This window comes from Pseudomonas sp. H3_C08 (assembly GCF_054669455.1).
Genome location: NZ_CP162803.1, coordinates 1334955 through 1352928 on the forward strand (window position 1 = coordinate 1334955; position 17974 = coordinate 1352928).

Annotated in this window: 20 protein-coding genes; 7 read left to right on the top strand and 13 right to left on the bottom strand. The window is 59.7% G+C overall.

Going from position 1 to position 17974, the window contains the following annotated elements; all coding sequences use genetic code 11:
- Positions 1-2133, bottom strand: coding sequence for a TonB-dependent receptor (locus tag AB4N74_RS06245; protein ID WP_460098732.1), 2133 nt, complete (start codon positions 2131-2133; stop codon positions 1-3).
- A gap of 92 nt (positions 2134-2225) precedes the next feature.
- Complete coding sequence (locus AB4N74_RS06250) at positions 2226-2615, bottom strand: DUF2946 domain-containing protein (RefSeq protein ID WP_116255431.1); 390 nt, start codon at positions 2613-2615, stop codon at positions 2226-2228.
- A 94-nt stretch (positions 2616-2709) separates the two neighbouring features.
- Here AB4N74_RS06250 and AB4N74_RS06255 point away from each other — a divergent pair, with 94 nt between their 5' ends.
- Positions 2710-3150 carry a DUF3995 domain-containing protein gene (locus tag AB4N74_RS06255; RefSeq protein WP_093437296.1) on the top strand — a complete coding sequence of 147 codons (441 nt, stop codon included), beginning with the start codon at positions 2710-2712 and terminating at the stop codon, positions 3148-3150.
- Between the two features lie 109 nt (positions 3151-3259).
- On the opposite strand, the gene AB4N74_RS06260 is transcribed toward AB4N74_RS06255, so the two are convergent.
- The 7 genes from AB4N74_RS06260 to AB4N74_RS06290 all read right to left on the bottom strand — a co-directional run bounded on the left by AB4N74_RS06260 (position 3260) and on the right by AB4N74_RS06290 (position 10501).
- Positions 3260-3622 (bottom strand): Na+/H+ antiporter subunit G, encoded by a 363-nt coding sequence (locus AB4N74_RS06260; RefSeq protein ID WP_093437301.1) that lies wholly within the window; start codon positions 3620-3622, stop codon positions 3260-3262.
- Positions 3619-3897, bottom strand: a complete 279-nt coding sequence (locus tag AB4N74_RS06265; protein WP_007910754.1) for a K+/H+ antiporter subunit F — start codon at positions 3895-3897, stop codon at positions 3619-3621. The genes AB4N74_RS06260 and AB4N74_RS06265 overlap by 4 nt, the downstream gene beginning before the upstream one ends.
- Positions 3894-4382 carry a Na+/H+ antiporter subunit E gene (locus AB4N74_RS06270; protein WP_257358236.1) on the bottom strand — a complete coding sequence of 163 codons (489 nt, stop codon included), beginning with the start codon at positions 4380-4382 and terminating at the stop codon, positions 3894-3896. Before AB4N74_RS06270 ends, AB4N74_RS06265 begins: the two co-directional genes overlap by 4 nt.
- Positions 4379-6058, bottom strand: a complete 1680-nt coding sequence (locus AB4N74_RS06275; protein ID WP_099758705.1) for a monovalent cation/H+ antiporter subunit D — start codon at positions 6056-6058, stop codon at positions 4379-4381. Before AB4N74_RS06275 ends, AB4N74_RS06270 begins: the two co-directional genes overlap by 4 nt.
- A complete protein-coding gene (locus AB4N74_RS06280; RefSeq protein WP_007910763.1) occupies positions 6055-6399 on the bottom strand; it encodes a Na+/H+ antiporter subunit C in 345 nt (114 codons plus the stop codon). The genes AB4N74_RS06275 and AB4N74_RS06280 overlap by 4 nt, the downstream gene beginning before the upstream one ends.
- A complete protein-coding gene (locus tag AB4N74_RS06285; RefSeq protein WP_093437315.1) occupies positions 6399-9317 on the bottom strand; it encodes a monovalent cation/H+ antiporter subunit A in 2919 nt (972 codons plus the stop codon). Before AB4N74_RS06285 ends, AB4N74_RS06280 begins: the two co-directional genes overlap by 1 nt.
- Before the next feature lie 248 nt (positions 9318-9565).
- Complete coding sequence (locus AB4N74_RS06290; protein WP_320337070.1) at positions 9566-10501, bottom strand: DMT family transporter; 936 nt, start codon at positions 10499-10501, stop codon at positions 9566-9568.
- Positions 10502-10586: 85 nt separating this feature from the next.
- Between AB4N74_RS06290 and AB4N74_RS06295 the strand changes: the two genes are divergently transcribed.
- A complete protein-coding gene (locus AB4N74_RS06295; protein WP_093437325.1) occupies positions 10587-11150 on the top strand; it encodes a helix-turn-helix domain-containing protein in 564 nt (187 codons plus the stop codon).
- Complete coding sequence (locus AB4N74_RS06300; protein ID WP_460098738.1) at positions 11151-12545, top strand: FAD/NAD(P)-binding protein; 1395 nt, start codon at positions 11151-11153, stop codon at positions 12543-12545.
- 200 nt (positions 12546-12745) lie between these two features.
- Here the strand turns inward: AB4N74_RS06300 and ppnN are convergent, their stop codons facing one another.
- Positions 12746-14119 (bottom strand): nucleotide 5'-monophosphate nucleosidase PpnN, encoded by a 1374-nt coding sequence (gene ppnN / locus AB4N74_RS06305; RefSeq protein WP_007910770.1) that lies wholly within the window; start codon positions 14117-14119, stop codon positions 12746-12748.
- Between the two features lie 223 nt (positions 14120-14342).
- Here ppnN and AB4N74_RS06310 point away from each other — a divergent pair, with 223 nt between their 5' ends.
- The gene (locus AB4N74_RS06310) at positions 14343-14867 is read left to right on the top strand and encodes a DUF3087 domain-containing protein (RefSeq protein ID WP_257358240.1); all 525 of its coding nucleotides are present in this window, start codon (positions 14343-14345) and stop codon (positions 14865-14867) included.
- Here AB4N74_RS06310 and AB4N74_RS06315 read toward each other — a convergent pair whose 3' ends face one another.
- Entirely contained in the window at positions 14868-15242 is a 375-nt protein-coding gene (locus AB4N74_RS06315; protein ID WP_186623561.1) for a DUF2784 domain-containing protein, read from the bottom strand. It lies immediately after the preceding gene.
- Between the two features lie 153 nt (positions 15243-15395).
- Between AB4N74_RS06315 and AB4N74_RS06320 the strand changes: the two genes are divergently transcribed.
- The 3 genes from AB4N74_RS06320 (at position 15396) to AB4N74_RS06330 (ending at position 16615) form a co-directional block, all read left to right on the top strand.
- Positions 15396-16094: an AzlC family ABC transporter permease gene (locus tag AB4N74_RS06320; protein ID WP_194934375.1), complete on the top strand. Its 699-nt coding sequence runs from the start codon at positions 15396-15398 to the stop codon at positions 16092-16094.
- A complete protein-coding gene (locus AB4N74_RS06325) occupies positions 16094-16405 on the top strand; it encodes an AzlD domain-containing protein (RefSeq protein WP_174244501.1) in 312 nt (103 codons plus the stop codon). Before AB4N74_RS06320 ends, AB4N74_RS06325 begins: the two co-directional genes overlap by 1 nt.
- A gap of 63 nt (positions 16406-16468) precedes the next feature.
- The gene (locus AB4N74_RS06330; RefSeq protein WP_194934374.1) at positions 16469-16615 is read left to right on the top strand and encodes a hypothetical protein; all 147 of its coding nucleotides are present in this window, start codon (positions 16469-16471) and stop codon (positions 16613-16615) included.
- Between the two features lie 45 nt (positions 16616-16660).
- Here AB4N74_RS06330 and AB4N74_RS06335 read toward each other — a convergent pair whose 3' ends face one another.
- Both AB4N74_RS06335 and AB4N74_RS06340 read right to left on the bottom strand, forming a co-directional pair.
- Positions 16661-16933 (bottom strand): hypothetical protein, encoded by a 273-nt coding sequence (locus AB4N74_RS06335; RefSeq protein ID WP_093437355.1) that lies wholly within the window; start codon positions 16931-16933, stop codon positions 16661-16663.
- Between the two features lie 332 nt (positions 16934-17265).
- Positions 17266-17946 carry an SOS response-associated peptidase gene (locus tag AB4N74_RS06340; protein WP_320337069.1) on the bottom strand — a complete coding sequence of 227 codons (681 nt, stop codon included), beginning with the start codon at positions 17944-17946 and terminating at the stop codon, positions 17266-17268.
- Between the last annotated feature and the right edge of the window lie 28 nt (positions 17947-17974).

Sequence of the window (17974 nt, forward strand, 5' to 3'; positions counted from 1 at the left end):
TTAAAATTTCGTCATCACCGCCAATTCGAAGGTACGCGGTGTCCCGAGGTAATACGCCGGCGAAACATGCGCAAACTCGGCATACACCTCATTGGTCAGGTTACGCACGCGCCCGGTGACGGTGGTATGCGAATCAACCTTGTAGCTGAGAAAGCTGCCGAACAATGTGTAAGACGGCATGGTCATGGTATTCGCAGTATCGGCATACACCGACGCCACATATCGTGCATCCACCCCACCTTGCCATTGCGGCGAAAAATCATAAGTCAGCCACAGATTGCCAACCCGATCCGGCACGTTGGTCGGCGTGTTGCCCTTGCGTGATACCACCGCGCCGGCGGCATTCTTTTCGGTGAAATCATCGTATTGCGCATCGACCCAAGCGAAGTTGCCTTCAGCCAGCAGCTTGTCGGTGATCCGCAACGAGCTGGCGATTTCTAACCCTTTCGACGTCTGCTGACCGACCGGAATACTGCTGGTCGGGTCCAGCGGATCGGTCACGGCGAAGTCCTTTCGCTCAATGGTGTAGGCCGCAATCGTCGCCGAGCCGCGCCCGTTCAGATAGTCAAATTTGCTGCCAATCTCCCATTGCTTGCCGGTGGAAACGTCGAAGTCCTGCGTGCCGTTCGGTTGCTCGGCGGCGGTGCTGTATTGCACGTAGACGTTGGCCGATGGAATGAATTGGTACGTCAGGCCGGCGCGGCCGGTGACTGGTTCCCAACTGCGCTTGAGGTGTTTCGGGTTGGTGGCGGTTACCGTGCGATGGTTGGTCACGTCGAGGTCAATGTCGTCATAGCGCAGGCCGGTGAGCAGCGACAGTTTGTCGGTCAATGCCAGACGGTTTTCCACGAACAGTGCCTTGGTGGTGACCTCGTTGGTTTTGTCGCTGATCAATTTCGGGTTGGTACCGGGAATGTCGTAAAAATGCCCCGGACGGTAGTTGTCCGGATCCACCGTGCTCGCACCTTTGACGTTCAGTGGCGAATTGGTGGTCTGGTTGACCTTGTATTCGAAGCCCCCCGACCACGTCGTATCGAGACCGAACAGCGTGTTGTCATGGCGCAACTCGAACTGGTTGCCGTTCTGCTCGCCTTGATGACGCACCTGATACGCAGTGGAGCGATTCACCGCGGTGTTGTCGGCGTTGTACTGGTAGGTTTCGAGGTTGCGGTAATCGCGTTGGCTGTCGAGGTGATACAGCGTGTTGCGCAGGGTGGTGTTGTCGTTGATCCGGTAGTCGACGATCGAGCGAATCCAGATCGTTCGCTGCTCGTAACGACCGTCCTCGACGTTGTAGTTGTTGAAGCGGTTATGTTTATCGATCTTCAACTCGCCGGCCTTGGGATTGAGCACGGGCGTGCCCCAGTACGGACTGTCTTCGTGTTCATCCTGATATTCCAGGGCCAACGTGTGCGACAGGTCGGGGGTGAGGTCACTGAGTAGCGAGAACGCCACGCTCCAGGCATCGCGCTCCTGGCGGTCGATGTAGCCGTTGCTGGTGTTGTGACTGACGTCGAGGCGCGCGTAGTGCTGCACGTCGGCGCTCGGGTCGGTGAGGGCGTGGTTGAGGCCGAAAGCGGTTTCGCTGCTGTCGTAGGTGCCGTAGCTGACCCGGCCTTCAACCGCTTGCTCATCGCGGGTGGCCAGTTTGGTCACGTAGTTCAGCGATCCCCCCACCGAGCCTGCGCCGTTGATCAGCGACGACGGGCCGCCGACCAGTTCCACCCGATCATAAATCCATGAATCGACGGGTCGCGCGAGTCCGCCGGAGACGTTGATGCCGTTGAACATCTGGGTGATCTGGCTGCTGGTGAAGCCACGATAGGAGACGAAGCCGCCGAACCCCGGCGGTGCGCTGGCGTTGACCCCGGGCAAGGTGTTGGCGGCGTCCTGGAAGTTCTGCGCGCCATGGCGGTCGATGTCGTTGCGATTGGCGATGGCCACCGAGGCCGGCGTGTCGCGCACGCTCAAACCCAGTCGCGAGGCCATGCCGCTGGATTGGTCGAGGCTCAGACCCGGTTCTGCGCCGGACTCGCCATCAATGGTGATTGGCGCCAGATCCACGGTGGATTGCGCCCAGACGTTAATGGACAGGCAGCCGCACAGGCTCGCCAGCAGAGTGAGTTGTTTCATCATTGAATCCTGAATGCTTGTCTAGGAGTCAGCGCACAGGCGAACGCGGCGCGTTGGCGCAGTAGGCTGACAAATCAAAAAGGCAGAGACACTCAGGCGAGCGGTGGGGCGCGAGGGTTGGCCGAAGGCCAGGTGAAGCGGGCAGGGAGGTCGGCGCTGACGATGGGCGCCAGTGGTGGGCTGTGTTGTTCGGGCAGGATCGCCAGCGTCAGGCTGGAGTTGAACGCCGGGCCCATGCCTCCGCCGACTGAACACAGCGGGCAGCCAAATGCCTTGGACAGGGTCGGCAGTTGTTCTTCATTGGGGTTGCTGGCGAGCGGCGCTTGAGTGGCCGGGTCGACTGTACAGAACTGGCCGCCGATACCGTTCAGTTGCATGCCGACCATTTGCCCGTGACCGATGCTGCAGGCGAACACGTTGAACAGGACGCAGCAATAGAGCATCCAGGCCAGCAGTGAGCGATCGGAACGGGAGAATTTCATGGGGCGGCACTTTACCGTACCGCTGATCGGTCGTGCACTTGGAAAAAATGCGACTAGGCTGATTTGTTCAAATCCCTTTCCAAGGATTTCAACCATGACCTTTGTGTTGGCTCAATGGCTGGTGACAACTTTTGCGGTGATCGCCTTGATGCACGTGTATTGGGCGCTGGGTGGGCAGTGGGCGGCAGCGGTGGTGGTGCCGCAGGTGCCGGTGCGCGGATTTGTCGCAACGGTACGGCCGGCGTTCAAGCCGTCAGGCTGGCTCACGTTGATTGTGGCGGCGGCATTGTTGGTGATTGCGGCGTTGGTGTGTATGCGGGTTGGCTGGGGAGTGCCGGCGGTGACACACAAAGCGCTGCAATGGGTGATCAGCGCGATTGCGCTGTTGATGTTTGCCCGGGCGATCGGTGATTCGAATCTGGTCGGATTCTTCAAGGACGTGAAGGATTCGCGGTTTGCGCGGCTGGACACCTGGGTGTATTCGCCGTTGTGTGCGGTGTTGGGGGCGGGGTTGTTGGCGGTGGCTTGGGTTTGAGGTGAGTCGGATATCGCTATCGCGAGCAGGCTCACTCCTACATTTGGAATGCGTTCCCCTGTAGGAGTGAGCCTGCTCGCGATGGCGTCATATCAGCCCCTACAAATCTTCAGCTACCACTCTCGGTACGGCGGCTACTGACCTCTGCCGGCACATCATCCCCAGCCATGCGCTTGCGGAACAACGCCGCCCGCGCCAGCAGCAAAGTAGTCACCGGCACAGTAATCGCCAGCAAAACCGGAATCAGCCAGGCATGTATGACCGGCCCGGACTTCAGCGCCGAAAAACAGATGATCGATGCCAGCGCCACACACCATGCGCCTAGCGTCGAAGCCAGTGCCGGCGGATGCATGCGCTGGAAGAAATCCTTCATGCGCAATAATCCGATCGCACCGATCAGCGCAAAAAGCCCGCTGAGCACCAGCAGGATCGCCACTGGAATCTCGATCCATAGCGACAATTCAGCATTCATTCGATCACCTCGCCACGCAGCAGGAATTTCGCCAGGGCAAACGAGCCGACGAAGCCGAACAGCGCAATCAGCAGCGCCGCTTCGAAGTAAGTGTCACTGGAATACCGAATGCCCAGGGTCAGCATCATCAGCATCGCGACGATGTACAGGTAGTCCAGCGCCAAGACCCGATCTTGCGCCGAAGGGCCTTTGAACAGGCGCACCAGGGTCAGCACCATCGCCAGCGAGAACAGGAACAGCGTCAGCAGGATCGCGTTCGACAGTAATGGGCTCATTCGAAAATCTCCATCAGCGGCCGCTCGTAGGTGCTCTTGAAGTGCTCGATGAACTGCGCTTCATCATCCAGATCCCAGACGTGCAACAACAGAATGCTGCGATCCAGCGCCAGCTCTGACCATACCGTGCCGGGCACCACCGTGCAGATCATCGCCAGCGTTGCGAGGCCGTGAGCGTCGCGCAGGTCCAGCGGGACTTTTACAAAAACCGAGCGCGGAGGGCGGCGACCGGCGTTGAGCACGCCCCACGCGACGATCAGGTTGGACATCACCACGTCACGACCGACAAGCAGGAACAGACGCAGAATCGTTCCCGGACGGCGAATGCGTACCTGTTTCGGACGCAGTTTGCGCATCATCAACGGCGCAGCAAAACCCAATATTGCGCCGAGCAGCAGATTGCCCGGGCTGATCGACAGGTTCAGGGTCAGCCACAGGGCGCACAGCGCCAGCGACAACAGCGGTGCAGGAAACACACGCTTCATGGCTGCACCTCCAGCATCGCCGATTTGGCTTCCGGACTCGGGACGGCGCGGGTGCCGAGCACCGCCATCACGTATTGCTGCGGATTGTTCAGTGCCTCGGCGGTGGCCTGGGTGTAACGCAACAGGGGTTCAGCCTTGAAAGTCAGGACGATGCTCAGCCCCAGCAACAGGAAGATCGGCGCGCATTCGAGTTTGCGCAGCAGTGGTGACGGCCGCTCTTCGGGCGTCCAGAAGCGCTGGATGCCGAGGCGCGAGAACGCCATCAACGACGTCAGCCCGGTGAGGATCAGCAACGCCAGCAACGCCCAGGCCGCGTTGGATATCGGCGCGCCAGTGCCCAGGCCTAGCGGATTGAGCAAGGCGCCGATCAGGCTGAGTTTGCCGATAAATCCGGACAGCGGCGGCATGCCGATAATCAGCAAAGCGCAGGCGATGAAGCTCAGGCCGAGAAACGCCATGGTCCACGGGATAACCTGGCCGACCACGGCTTTCTGCTCGTCATCGAGGTTGATGCCTTTGGGCGGTTGCAAAGATTCCTGCGGACGTGGCAGCAGTTCGCTTTCGTCTTCCAGCGGGATCTCGTTGGCCGAACGGGAGCGTTCGATCAGTTCTGCCAGCAGGAACAGTGCACTCAGCGCCAGGGTCGAGCTGACCAGATAAAACAGCGCCGCGCCGATCAGGTTTGGCTGGGCGAAACCGACGGCGGACAGCAGAATCCCCGCCGACACCAGAATGCTCAGGCTGGCCATGCGCTCCAGCCGTTGCGCGGCCAGAATCGCCAGCGCCGCGCAGGCCATGGTCGCCATACCACCGTAGATCAGCCAGTCGCCACCAAAGAATGCCGACGCTCCGGCCTGCCCGGAAAACAGCAACGTCCACAGGCGTAGCAACGTGTACACGCCGACCTTGGTCATGATCGCGAACATCGCCGCCACCGGCGCACTGGCCGAGGAATAGGCTGGCACCAGCCAGAAGTTCAGCGGCCACATGCCAGCCTTGGCCAGGAACGCGACGGCGAGAATCCCCGCACCGGCGTGCAGCAGGCCACGGTCGGCTTCCGGCACCAGCGGGATCTTCAGCGCCAGATCGGCCATGTTCAGCGTGCCTGTCACGCCGTAGATCAGTGCCGCGCCAATCAGGAACAGCGATGAGGCGAGCAGGTTGATCGAAATGTAATGCAGCCCCGATGAAACCCGCGCCCGACCCGAGCCGTGCAGCAACAGGCCATAAGACGCGGCGAGCAAGACTTCGAAGAATACGAACAGGTTGAACAGATCCGCCGTCAGGAACGCACCGTACAGGCCCATCAACTGGATCTGGAACAGCGCATGGAAGCTTGAACCGGCGCCGTCCCAACGGGCCATGGCAAACAGCAGGGCGCTGACGCCGATGATCCCGGTCAGCACCAGCATCAGCGCTGACAGGCGATCAACCACCAGCACAATGCCGAACGGCGCCTGCCAGTTGCCCGGCAGGTAAACCCCGATGGAGCCGGGCACGCCGGTGGTTTGCGTCCAGTGCAGCAGCATCACCGAAATGAACAGGCCGACGAGGCTGGAGAACAGGTTGATTTTCGCCTTCAACGGTCGGTGCCGCTCGCCGAGCATCAGCATGATCGCGGCAGTCAGCAGCGGCAGCAGGATCGGTGCGGCGATCAGGTGAGTCATCGCCATCATTCTTTAGGCTCCCGGCCGTCGACGTGGTCGGTGCCGGTCAGGCCGCGCGAGGCGAGCAGAACGACGAGGAACAACGCGGTCATGGCGAAACTGATGACGATCGCGGTGAGTACCAGTGCCTGTGGCAGCGGGTCGGTGTAGTGCAACAAGTCCTGGGTAACGCCGTCCTTGATCACCGGCTCCTTGCCGATGAACAGGCTGCCCATGCTGAAGATGAACAGGTTGACGCCATACGACAGCAGGCACAGGCCCATGACCACTTGGAATGTCCGTGGCCGTAGGATCAGCCAGACGCCGGAGGCGGCGAGCACGCCGATGGCGATTGCGATGACTTCTTCCATCAGACGGCTCCTTTACTGGCGACGGACTTGGGCAGCGATGCGGTCTTGTGACCCCGCACCGATTGGTGGGCGAGGGCGGTGAGGATCAACAGCGTCGAACCGACCACCACGCCGTACACGCCAATGTCGAAGAACAGCGCGCTGGCGACATGGATGTCACCGAGCACTGGCAAGCTGAAATGCCAGGTGTGCGTGGTCAGGAACGGATAACCGACCAGCATCGCGCCCAGACCTGTAGCGGTGGCGAATAGCAATCCGGTGCCCATCCAGCGCAACGGCCGCAGGCTCATTTGCGCCTCGACCCACTGGGTGCCGGCGACCATGTATTGCAGGATGAACGCCACCGACATCACCAGACCGGCGACGAAACCGCCGCCCGGCTGGTTGTGCCCGCGCATGAACAGGTAGAACGACACCACCAGCGCAATCGGCAGCAGCAGACGCACCAGCACTGCCGGCACCATCATGAAGCCGAGCGCGGTATCGCTGGCGGAACGCGGGTTGACCAGATCGGTGACCACGTCCGGCGCGAGCAGGCGTTGCTGGGCTGGCAATTGCAGGCTTTCTTTCGGAGGACGGAAGCGCCGCAGCAGGGCGAATACGGTCAGCGCCACGGCAACCAGCACGGTGATTTCGCCGAGGGTGTCGAAGCCACGGAAATCCACCAGCATCACGTTGACCACGTTGCTGCCGCCGCCCTCGGGCATGGCGCGGCTCAGGTAGAACGAGGAGATGTCGTTCGGCGTTTGCCGCGTCAGCATCGCGTAGGACAGTAGCGCCATGCCACCGCCGACGGCAATCGACAATAGCAAGTCGCGCAGACGACGAATGCGTGCTTTGCGCAGGCTGCTCGGCAGTGGCGAGACTTCTTCGATGCGGCGTGGCAACCAGCGCAGGCCGAGTAGAATCAGTACGGTGGTGACCACTTCCACTGCCAATTGCGTCAGGGCCAGATCCGGTGCGGAGAACCAGACGAAGGTCACGCAGGTCATCAACCCGCAGACGCTGACCATGGTCAGGGCGGCGAGACGGTGATACTTGGCTTGCCACGCGGCGCCGAGGGCGCAGGCGATGGCCAGCAACCACAGGGTCACGAAGACGATCGAGCCGGGAATTTTCGGCCGGTCGCCCCAGCTCAGGCTGCTGTGCAACATCGGGATCAGACCGGCGAGCACCGCCGCCAATACCATCAGGAACAATTGCATCTGCAGACGCTTGGTGCCGAGGCGCCGCTCCAGGCGTCGGGCCAGGCGCATCATCACCACGAGGCTGCGCTCGAACAGGCGCTTGCCGTTGAAGCGGCCCACCAGTGGCGGATATTTGAAACGCCCGCGCTTGAGCTGATTGCGCAGCAACAGATAGACGATGATGCCGCCGGACATGGCAATCAGGCTCATGATCATCGGTGCGTTCAGACCGTGCCAGATCGCCAGGCTGTATTCCGGCAGTGTGCCGCCAACCACTGGCAATGCCGCCGCCGCGAGCAATGGGCCGACGATCTGCGCCGGGAAAATCCCCACCAGCAAGCAGGTGAATACCAAAAGCTCTACCGGCGCACGCATCCAGCGCGGCGGTTCGTGCGGTGTGTGCGGCAGGTCGGTGGCCGGTGGGCCGAAGAACACATCGACGGTGAAACGCAACGAGTAGGCAACGCTGAATGTACCGGCGATGGTCGCGACTATCGGCAGCGCCGCTTCGACCCAGGCCGTGGCATTGATGAACACGGTTTCGGCGAAGAACATCTCTTTCGACAGGAAGCCATTAAGCAGCGGCACACCTGCCATCGAGGCGCTGGCAACCATGGCCAGCGTCGCTGTGAAGGGAATCAGTTTGATCAGGCCGCTGAGTTTGCGGATATCGCGAGTACCGCTTTCATGGTCGATGATGCCCGCGGCCATGAACAGCGAGGCTTTGAATGTCGCGTGATTGAGGATGTGGAATACCGCCGCTACAGCGGCCAACGGACTATTGAGACCCAACAACAGCGTGATCAGGCCGAGGTGGCTGATGGTCGAGTAAGCCAGCAGACCTTTGAGATCGTTCTGGAACATCGCGCAATAGGCGCCGAGCAACAGCGTACACGCACCAGCGCCGCTGACGATGTAGAACCATTCTTCGCTGCCGGACAGCGACGGCCACAGACGCGCAAGCAGGAAAACCCCGGCCTTGACCATGGTGGCCGAATGCAGATAGGCCGAAACCGGTGTCGGCGCCGCCATTGCGTGCGGCAGCCAGAAGTGGAAAGGGAACTGCGCACTTTTGCTGAGGGCGCCAATGAGAATAAGCGGAAGGAGGATAGGGTAGAGGGAATGTGCACGAATCATGTCGCCGGCGGCCAGGACCTTGTCGAGGTCATAGCTGCCGACGACATGGCCGAGAATCATGACCCCCGCCAGCAGGCATAACCCGCCGGCACCGGTGACCATCAACGCCATATAAGCGCCGCGACGGGCGTCGGCGCGGTGGTGCCAGTAGCCGATCAACAGGAACGAGAAGAGGCTGGTCAGCTCCCAGAAAAACACGATCTGAATCAGATTGCCGGAGATGACCAGGCCGAGCATGGCGCCCATGAACGCCAGAAAAAACGCGAAGAAACGCGGCACCGGATCGTCCGGCGACATGTAATAACGGGCATACAGAGAAACCAGCGTGCCGATGCCGAGTACCAGCATCGAGAACAGCCAGGCGAAACCGTCCATACGCAGAACGAAGTTCAGACCGAGGCTGGGCAGCCACATGAACTCTTCGCGGATTACGCCGCCGTGGGCAATTTGCGGGTACAACATCGCGACCTGGACGGTGCCGATCAAAGCGACCAGACCTGCCAGCAGGGATTCGGTATTACGCGCATTGTGTGGCAGCACCGCTGCCAGACAGCTGCCAATGAATGGCAGAAGCAGTAGAACTATCAGGGACATAGGCTTCTAATCTGCGGAAGTTTGTGAAGCATCATACGTGCCAGCTCCCCGATCACCAAACGCCAGGATGTCTCAGAATCCTACAAAGTAGTCTGGAATTTTCTGTTTGGCATTGTTTCAGGTAGATCGATGTTGCTTGGAATGGCCTCATCGCGAGCAGGCTCATTCCTACAGGGGGGAACGCATTTCAAGTGTAGGAGTGAGCCTGCTCGCGATAGCTATAGTCCAGGCACTAAAGATATTGCAGATTAACCTTGGGTTTCCCGCTCCAGCTCAGCTTCGGCTTCTGCAACCTTACCCTTGGTCTTCAACTCACTGACAATCACCGCCGCCACAATCAACCCGGCGCCCACCAGCGCAATCGCCGGCAACCGTTCCCCTGCAATTCGCCCGACAATCCCGGCCCATACCGGCTCACCGGCATAGATCAATGTCGCCCGGGTTGGCGAAACACTTTTCTGCGCCCAGTTCATCGCCACCTGAATAGCCGCACTCGCCGCGCCCAACCCCAGCGCAGTCACCAGCAGGGTCCAGGAAAAGTCCGGTATCAATTCGCCAGTCGGCACCACGAGCAGGAACGACAACACCGAAGTCGTGGCCAGTTGCACCACAGTGACCCGACGCACATCCACCTGGCCGGCGTAGGTACTGATCAAAATGATTTCAGCGGCAATCGCGATCGCACTGATCAATGTGGCAATCTCGCCCGGACTGAAATTCAGCGCAGCCCCGGACGGCCCCGACAACAACATCAACCCGGTAAACGCCAGCATGATCCCGATGCTCGGCATCAAGCCCGGACGACGCCCGAGCACCAGCCATTGCAGCAACGGCACGAACGGCACATACAACGCAGTAATGAACGCCGATTGACTACTCGGAATGGTTTGCAACCCGACCGTCTGCAAACCGTAACCAAGCATGATCGCCACGCCGATAAAGGCGCCGGCCTTGAGTTCGAACAGGGTCAGTTCGCGTAGATGACGCCATGAGAACAGCGCCACAATAGCCGCCGCTGCAGCAAAGCGCAGACCGACAAAAAACATCGGGCCGCTGACCGTCATCGCGTGCTGTACCAGCAGGAACGTGCCGCCCCAGACCATGGTAATCAGCACCAGCACACACTCGGCTTTGCTGAAACGAGAGAAACTGAGGGGAGTGGGGGAGTTGTTCTGCGACGTCATGACCTTGCGCACTATAAAAAGGAGGCCGCACAATGCGCCCAACGTTGCGCAGTATACTGCCCAACCTCACCGAGTGAGCAATATAGTGCACAAAGATTCAATGCAACGGGCATCCGTCCTGCAACACGTCAGCCAGAACGTCCGGCGTCTGCGGCATGCCGCCGACCTGAGTCAGACCGCGCTGGCAGAAAAGTCCGGTGTCAGCCGGCGAATGCTGGTGGCGATTGAGGCGGGCGAGAAGAATGTCAGCCTGACCACCCTTGATCGCGTCGCCGAAGCGCTCGATGTCGCGTTCAGCGATCTGATCCAGGCGCCGGATGCGCGTGATCCGAGCCGCATCAATGAGGTGGCCTGGGCGGGCACTCACCCGGGCAGCAAAGCGGTGCTGCTCTCCAAAGCCACGGCGACGCGCGAAGTCGAGCAATGGGAATGGTGCCTGCAACCGGGCGAGGTCTACCCCTCGCAAGCCGATGCCGAGGGCTGGAGCGAGCAGATTTTCGTCTTTGAGGGTTGCCTGACCCTGATGCTCGGCGATCAGCCGCAGCACATCGGCACGGGCGAGTTTTTTATGTTTGCCAGTAACCAACCGCATTCCTATCGCAACGATGGCGATGTGCCGGCGCGGTTTGTTCGTAATGTGGTGATTTGAATGAATCAGCGTGCAGACATCCTGATTATCGGCGGCGGCCTCAGCGGCACGATGCTGGCCGTGCAATTGTTGCGTCTGCCGGGCCGGCGCCATGTCCTGATTATCGAACCGCGTGCCGAAATCGGTCGAGGCGAGGCCTATAGCGCGGTCGAGTTGGGTCACACACTCAACGGAAACGCCGCGCGCATGAGTGTTGATCCGGATAATCCTGATGATCTGACGCAGTGGCTGACTGAGCACATTACCGCTGGCGGCTGGCCGGAGTCTGCCGAGCAGAAGGTGCCGATCAGTGAACTGTTTCCGCCGCGTGGATTGTTCGGGGTCTATGTGCAGCAGCGCCTGGCCGAAGCGCGCCTTGTCGGTGCGAGAAATGGCTCAAGCGTTGAACACCTTCGCGCGGAGGTCGTCGACCTGCAGGTCGAGGCCGATTCGGTGCAGCTCACACTGAGCAATGGTCAGGCACTGCGCGGAGGCTACGCGGTCCTGGCGACTGGAATGTTCCCGGCCGCGCGAACCCCGCAGACAACCTCCAGCGGCCTCAACGCCGCCGCGCTCGATCCGTGGGATGTCGCGGCCATGCGCCAGCTCGACCCGCAATCGACCGTGCTGATCATCGGCTCCGGCCTGACCATGGTCGATGCCGTGGTGTCGCTGGAGCAAGCCGGGCATCGCGGGTCGATCGAAGTATTTTCCCGCCATGGTTTGTTGCCCCATGTGCGGCGACAACCGCCGGCCTGGGTGGATTTTCTTGGTGACGATCACAGCCTGCGTACGCCTCGGCAGCTGTTGCGCGAATTACGCCAGCAATGCCAGGCAGCCATCGCACAAGGCATCGATTGGCAAGCGCCGCTGGACACTGTTCGAGTGCACATCGCCCGCTTATGGAGCCAGGCGACTGACACGCAGCGTCGACAATTCGTACGGCATGTGCGGCCGTGGTGGGAAAGTCATCATCACCGTTCGCCGCCGTTGAGTGCGGCGCTGGTTGAACGGTTGCACGCAGAAGGGCGGTTGCGGATTCAGGCGGCTTCGTTCAAAGGGCTTGTGCCGAGTCCGCAAGGTGGCGTCAGCATTTGTATTCGGCGTCGCGGTGAGTCTGGAACTTGCGTAGTGCAGGGCGCTGCACTGATTAATTCCAGTGGCATCGAATACGACTGGCGCCGCGTCGCACGACCGTTGCCGCAGCAGCTGCTGGCGCGGAGTTTGGTGCAGCCGGGGCCGTTGGCGTTGGGAATCGCAGCGGCCGTGGATGGCGCGGTGCTGGATGCCGAGGGGCGCGCGGCTGGCCGGTTGTTTGCCATGGGGCCGCCATTGCGCGGGATGTGGTGGGAGAGTACGGCGGTGACGGATGTGGCGTTGCAGGCCAAGGCGCTGGCTGTGCGATTGGCGGGTTGAGGTTGTTCTATCGGGCCCCTTCGCGAGCAAGCTCGCTCCCACAGGGGATTCAGGTTGCAAATACCATTTGTGCCACGCCACAGAACCTGTGGGAGCGAGCTTGCTCGCGAAGGGGTCATCTGCTTCAACATCTCTGTTGACTGGAAGACCGCTATCGCTGGCAAGCCAGCTCTCACATGGATTGTGTGATGGCTTAAAGGTTACGCCACCACTCGATAACACGGCACATACGCCGCGCCGCCCGGCAGTTTCATCCGGTGCTGGGCGACGAAGGCTTTGAGCAGCGCATCTAGCGGTTGCATGATCGCCGCGTCACCACGGATCTGGTACGGCCCGTGTTCTTCGATCAGGCGAATGCCCTTGTCCTTGACGTTGCCGGCGACGATGCCCGAGAACGCTCGGCGCAGGTTGGCCGCGAGTTCGTGCGGTGGCTGGTCGCGGTGCAGTTTGAGGTTGGCCATGTTTTCGTGGGTCGGATCGAACGGGCGCTGGAAGCCTTCGTCGATTTTCAGCAGCCAGTTGAAGTGGAACGCATCGTTACGCTCGCGGCGGAATTGCTTCACCGCTTTTAGGCCTTGAGTCATCTGCCGCGCCACTTCGGCCGGGTCGTCGATGATGATTTCGTAGTGCTGCTTGGCCGCTTCGCCGAGAGTGGCGATGACGAAGGCGTCGAGTTGTTCCAGATACGGCGCGGCATGTTTCGGCCCGGTGAGGATCACCGGGAACGGCAGCCCCTTGTTGTCCGGGTGCATCAGGATGCCCAACAGGTAGAGGAACTCTTCAGCCGTACCGGCGCCGCCCGGGAAGATGATGATGCCGTGGCCAACGCGCACGAAGGCTTCCAGACGTTTCTCGATGTCCGGCAGGATCACCAGCTCGTTGACGATCGGGTTCGGCGCTTCGGCAGCAATGATGCCCGGCTCGGTCAAACCCAGGTAACGACCGCCATGAATACGCTGTTTGGCGTGGGCAATGGTCGCGCCTTTCATCGGGCCTTTCATCACGCCGGGGCCGCAGCCGGTGCAGATGTCGAGGCTGCGCAGGCCCAGTTCGTGGCCGACTTTCTTGGTGTATTTGTATTCTTCGGTGTTGATCGAGTGGCCGCCCCAGCACACGACGATTTTCGGCTCGACACCCGGACGCAACGTGCGCGCATTGCGCAGCAGGTGGAAGACGTAATCACTGATGCCTTGCGAGGTGCTCAGGTCGATGCGTTGACTGTCGAGTTCGTTTTCGGTGTAGACGATGTCGCGCAGGGCACTGAACAACATTTCGCGGGTGCTGGCGATCATTTCGCCGTCGACGAAGGCGTCGGCCGGAGCGTTCAGCAGCTCCAGGCGTACGCCGCGGTCCTGTTGGTGAATGCGGATTTCGAAGTCCTTGTAGGCTTCGAGGATGGTCTTGGCGTTATCAACATGGGCGCCGGTGTTGAGGATGGCCAGGGCGCACTGGCGGAAGAGGGTGTAGGTACTGCCGGATCCGGCTTCGCTCAGTTGCTGAACTTCACGTTGAGAAAGGGTTTCCAGGCTGCCTTTCGGGCTGACCGAGGCATTGATTACGTGTCGTTGGGTCATGCAATGATCCTTAAAACGATGTCATCTCAAGACTAGGCGATGGCATCCGAATAGTGTGTATCCATGAATGAAGATGGCACGATCTGCGCTGTACCGCCATGTCCCCGTTGGACGCTGAAAAGATGAAAAGGAGCCCCAGCATAGCTAAATCCGCGGTAGAGGCGATAATGCGCCGGCCGGTTTTTTCAGTTAGCCCTTTTGTCGCTCAAGGAAGTCATTTGTGATGTTCGAGATTCAGCCGATGGATGCCGCCACTTTTCGCCAGCAGACCCGCCGCAGCACGATCATCATCGCCGTGCTGTTCCTGGTGCTGGCGATGTTGTTTTCCAGCGTGGCGGTGGCGCTGTTCGGCGAGCCTGGCGGCGATAACCTGCGCTTCAATGTCGGCGGCGTGTTTGTGGCGTTTCTGCTGACCGCAGCGTTACTGCGCGGGCGCTTCTGGAATCAGAGCTGGATGGCGCCAGCCGTGTACAGCTGGCGACTCAAGCGCAGTCTGATGAGCATCACCAACGTCATGCATCAGGTCACTGCAGCCGTGGAGAAGAATGATCCGACGGCCATGAAGGTTCTGCGCTTTTACCATCTCGGCTTGACGCAAATGCACGAACTGGACGGCAACTCCAGTGATCACGGGCAACTTTGGCGGGAAGTTGAAACGCACAAGGAGCGGATGCAGGCGCTGGGACTCGATACCGAGCAGACGCGCCTGGATCCGGTCTGGCTGGAAGCCTTGAAGACTTCGCGTTGATTACACGGCTCGACGCAGTTTCCATGAGCGTATTAAACGGCCATACACCAGCAGGTTGATCGCCAGTACCACGCTGCCGAGCGCCAGTTGAATCTGCGGGGTAAGGCCTGCCGGGTAGATAATTGGCCAGATGTAATGCTCGATGAAGCCGCCGGCATATTCGGTCTGCCCGGCGGCGTGGCGCATGAGATTTTCCCAGTAAGTCAGCGGGCAGGTCAGGTGCAGCACCTCGACCGCCACGCCCCAGGCCGCAGCCGGCAAATGCAGCCACATCAAACGTGGCCATTTGAGGACCAGCAGCCCGCCAAACAGCACAAACAGAATGAAGGACAAATGAAACAGCACCAGCCCGTCGGCTGCGATTCGGTACAGCATGTCGTCTCCCTGACGCATTTGTGAATGGCTCACATGGTACGCCGATGGCCGTCCACAGTCGGCGCGATTTAGCGCAATTGCGCAAGATTGTTCAAGCCGGACAAGGGGATTTGCTGGCAGAGTCTGTTGCTGTTTCCACTGTTGAAGAGCGATATGTCTGACTCACTTATGCCGCGCAGTGCGTTCCTTCGCGGCGCTATCGCGATCATGCCGTTGTCTTTGGCCACCGCGCCTTGGGGATTACTGGCTGGCTCCATGGCGATCGAGGCCAACCTCACACCGCTGCAAGGGCAGGGCTTGTCGAGCATTGTGTTTGCCGGCGCGGCGCAATTGGTCGCGATCGGTATGCTCAAGGGCGGCGCGGGGATTTTTTCGATTCTGTTGACCACGCTGCTGCTGACTTCACAGCACTTGCTGTATGGCATGAGCATGCGTTCGGTGATTTCGCCACTGCCGGGGCGCTGGCGCATCGGGCTGGGCTTTTTGCTCACCGACGAGTTGTTTGCGCTGACCAGTCAACATGATCGCCAGCAGTTCAACCGCTGGTATGCGCTGGGTGTCGGCCTGACGTTTTACATCGCGTGGAATCTGTTCACCCTGGCCGGCATTGTCCTCGGCAGCAGCATTCCGGGGCTTGAGCACCTGGGGCTGGACTTCTCGATTGCCGCCACCTTCATTGCCCTGATTACACCGGTGGTGCGCAACGTGCCGACAGTGGTTTGCGTGGCAGTGTCGCTGTTTTGTTCGGTGCTGTTCAGTTACTGGCAATGGGGCTCGGCCCTGGTGTTGTCGGGGTTGGCAGGAATGACCGCAGGGTTTATCTGCAACAAGCTGTATCGGGAGCGCACATGATGGTTTGGGCGGTGATTTTCGGCATGGGGATTCTGGTTTTTCTCAATCGCTACGTGTTTCTTGAACCGCGTTTGCCGGTGCGCTTGAGTAGCAATGCGCGGCAGTTTCTCGGTTTTGCAGTACCGGGGATGCTCACCGCGATCTGCGGGCCGATTGTCTTCATGCCGGACAAACAGCTGAATCTGCAGTGGGACAATCCGTACCTGCTTAGTTCGCTGGTGGCGATCGCTCTGGTGATTTACACGCGCAGTACTTTGCTCAGTATGTTGTTGAGCATGGCGTTCTTCTTTTTGCTGCGGTGGTGGTTGTAAGTTGTACGTTTGAAACTGTTCTACGCTTCAAGGATGACGGGTAACTGATGACGGGAGGTGTACATGACGACTGAGCCAAAGCAGCCAGAGACGGATGACCAAGACACGGACGAACCGACGCAAGAAGAAATAGAGCGGGAGAAACACAACGAACAGACCTGGAAGCGCGATGAATCCACAGAGCTTTCAGATCCAGACCGCAAGTTTTGAAGATTTTTACGAAAAAGCCCCGCACATGCGGGGTTTTTTTGGGGTTCAGAGATCGTCCAGCTGCGTGAAATCGGGGTGTGAAGCCCGATATCCCAATGTTCGGTCGATCCATGCGTTCAGCTCGTTGACCATCACCGGCGCGTGGCCGGGATACCCTTCGAGGGTGGTGCGCAGGATGCGTTCGATATCGGGAACGGCACGCAGGTTTCGGGTCTTGATGTAGTGGCCGATAAAACAGTCGAGTTCAAAGCGTTCTGTCATGGACAGATAAATACACTCCAGGCCGCTGACCTGTTTGATTGCAAAATCGTCGCGCAACTTATTTCTCTGCAAGGCTTGTAGACGTTATGGGGATTCCTGGTTTGTTGACTCTTTGGTCAACTGGTATACCAATCGGAAAGGCGGCGCGCATGCTAGCCGTAGTGCATCTAAATGTATGTATGACGGTTGAAATGTCAGACAGGCGGTTTGTTCATTCGAACGTGTGTTTTATTTGCAGCGTTTCAAAGATGAAACAGAGTTTGTAACGGCAGTGATTCGCCTTTATGAGTCGCTGAAGGTTGCAATAGTTTTATTCTTCTAACGCTGCGTCAAAAGATCGCAGCCTTCGGCAGCTCCTACATTGATAGACGCGTGAAGTCGGCAGATGTTTAAGTCTGCTCAATAATCAAACTGGCCCCCTGATTGCGTGCGTTACCGACCGCTTTGCCGACTTTGTACCATTCGAACACTTCACTGCCTTCACCTTCGAACAACAGCATTTGCTCGGCGCGCTCAACAGGGGTTGCGGGGTCGAGCCATTCGCGCACCAACTCTGCGCGGAACACCACCGGTCGACGATCGTGGATATCGAGCATGCCGCCGGCGGCATCGGCGGTGATGATCACGAAACCGTCGTCGTCCCGGGTCGCTGTTTCGGCTGTCGGAAATTGGCCGATGGCAGCGCAGAAAACCGCCCCATGATCCGCCCGACGAATCAGCCACGGTTGTCGGGATTTGTCTTCGCTATCAACCCATTCAAACCAGTTGTCCACGGGCACAATCAAGCGATGTCGCCAGATCGTCCGGAAGAACGGGCCATGGGCGACTTTCTCGACCCGGGCATTGATCGGTGGTGGGCGATCCTTGGCCCAGTGCGGGCGCCAGCCCCAGCGCAGATTGTCGGCCTGCAGCTGTTGCCCTTGTTGGTGCAGGACGGCCAGCGCGGTAGTCGGCGCGGCGTTGTAGCGGTCGAGCGGTGCATCGCCGACGTGATTGATCAACGCGTCGGGAATGCTCAGCACCGCGACGAAGTCGTGAATGCCACGGTACTGCGAGAGTCTTCCGCACATCGGCTGAATCTCCGGTTGGAGATTTCAG

Bases quoted from the DNA above. Each gene is read 5' to 3' on its own strand.
- AB4N74_RS06245 (WP_460098732.1), bottom strand. From the start codon at position 2,133: ATGAAACAACTCACTCTGCTGGCGAGCCTGTGCGGCTGCCTGTCCATT.
- AB4N74_RS06250 (WP_116255431.1), bottom strand. From the start codon at position 2,615: ATGAAATTCTCCCGTTCCGATCGCTCACTGCTGGCCTGGATGCTCTAT.
- AB4N74_RS06255 (WP_093437296.1), top strand. From the start codon at position 2,710: ATGACCTTTGTGTTGGCTCAATGGCTGGTGACAACTTTTGCGGTGATC.
- AB4N74_RS06260 (WP_093437301.1), bottom strand. From the start codon at position 3,622: ATGAATGCTGAATTGTCGCTATGGATCGAGATTCCAGTGGCGATCCTG.
- AB4N74_RS06265 (WP_007910754.1), bottom strand. From the start codon at position 3,897: ATGAGCCCATTACTGTCGAACGCGATCCTGCTGACGCTGTTCCTGTTC.
- AB4N74_RS06270 (WP_257358236.1), bottom strand. From the start codon at position 4,382: ATGAAGCGTGTGTTTCCTGCACCGCTGTTGTCGCTGGCGCTGTGCGCC.
- AB4N74_RS06275 (WP_099758705.1), bottom strand. From the start codon at position 6,058: ATGATGGCGATGACTCACCTGATCGCCGCACCGATCCTGCTGCCGCTG.
- AB4N74_RS06280 (WP_007910763.1), bottom strand. From the start codon at position 6,399: ATGGAAGAAGTCATCGCAATCGCCATCGGCGTGCTCGCCGCCTCCGGC.
- AB4N74_RS06285 (WP_093437315.1), bottom strand. From the start codon at position 9,317: ATGTCCCTGATAGTTCTACTGCTTCTGCCATTCATTGGCAGCTGTCTG.
- AB4N74_RS06290 (WP_320337070.1), bottom strand. From the start codon at position 10,501: ATGACGTCGCAGAACAACTCCCCCACTCCCCTCAGTTTCTCTCGTTTC.
- AB4N74_RS06300 (WP_460098738.1), top strand. From the start codon at position 11,151: ATGAATCAGCGTGCAGACATCCTGATTATCGGCGGCGGCCTCAGCGGC.
- ppnN (WP_007910770.1), bottom strand. From the start codon at position 14,119: ATGACCCAACGACACGTAATCAATGCCTCGGTCAGCCCGAAAGGCAGC.
- AB4N74_RS06310 (WP_257358240.1), top strand. From the start codon at position 14,343: ATGTTCGAGATTCAGCCGATGGATGCCGCCACTTTTCGCCAGCAGACC.
- AB4N74_RS06315 (WP_186623561.1), bottom strand. From the start codon at position 15,242: ATGCTGTACCGAATCGCAGCCGACGGGCTGGTGCTGTTTCATTTGTCC.
- AB4N74_RS06320 (WP_194934375.1), top strand. From the start codon at position 15,396: ATGTCTGACTCACTTATGCCGCGCAGTGCGTTCCTTCGCGGCGCTATC.
- AB4N74_RS06325 (WP_174244501.1), top strand. From the start codon at position 16,094: ATGGTTTGGGCGGTGATTTTCGGCATGGGGATTCTGGTTTTTCTCAAT.
- AB4N74_RS06330 (WP_194934374.1), top strand. From the start codon at position 16,469: ATGACGACTGAGCCAAAGCAGCCAGAGACGGATGACCAAGACACGGAC.
- AB4N74_RS06340 (WP_320337069.1), bottom strand. From the start codon at position 17,946: ATGTGCGGAAGACTCTCGCAGTACCGTGGCATTCACGACTTCGTCGCG.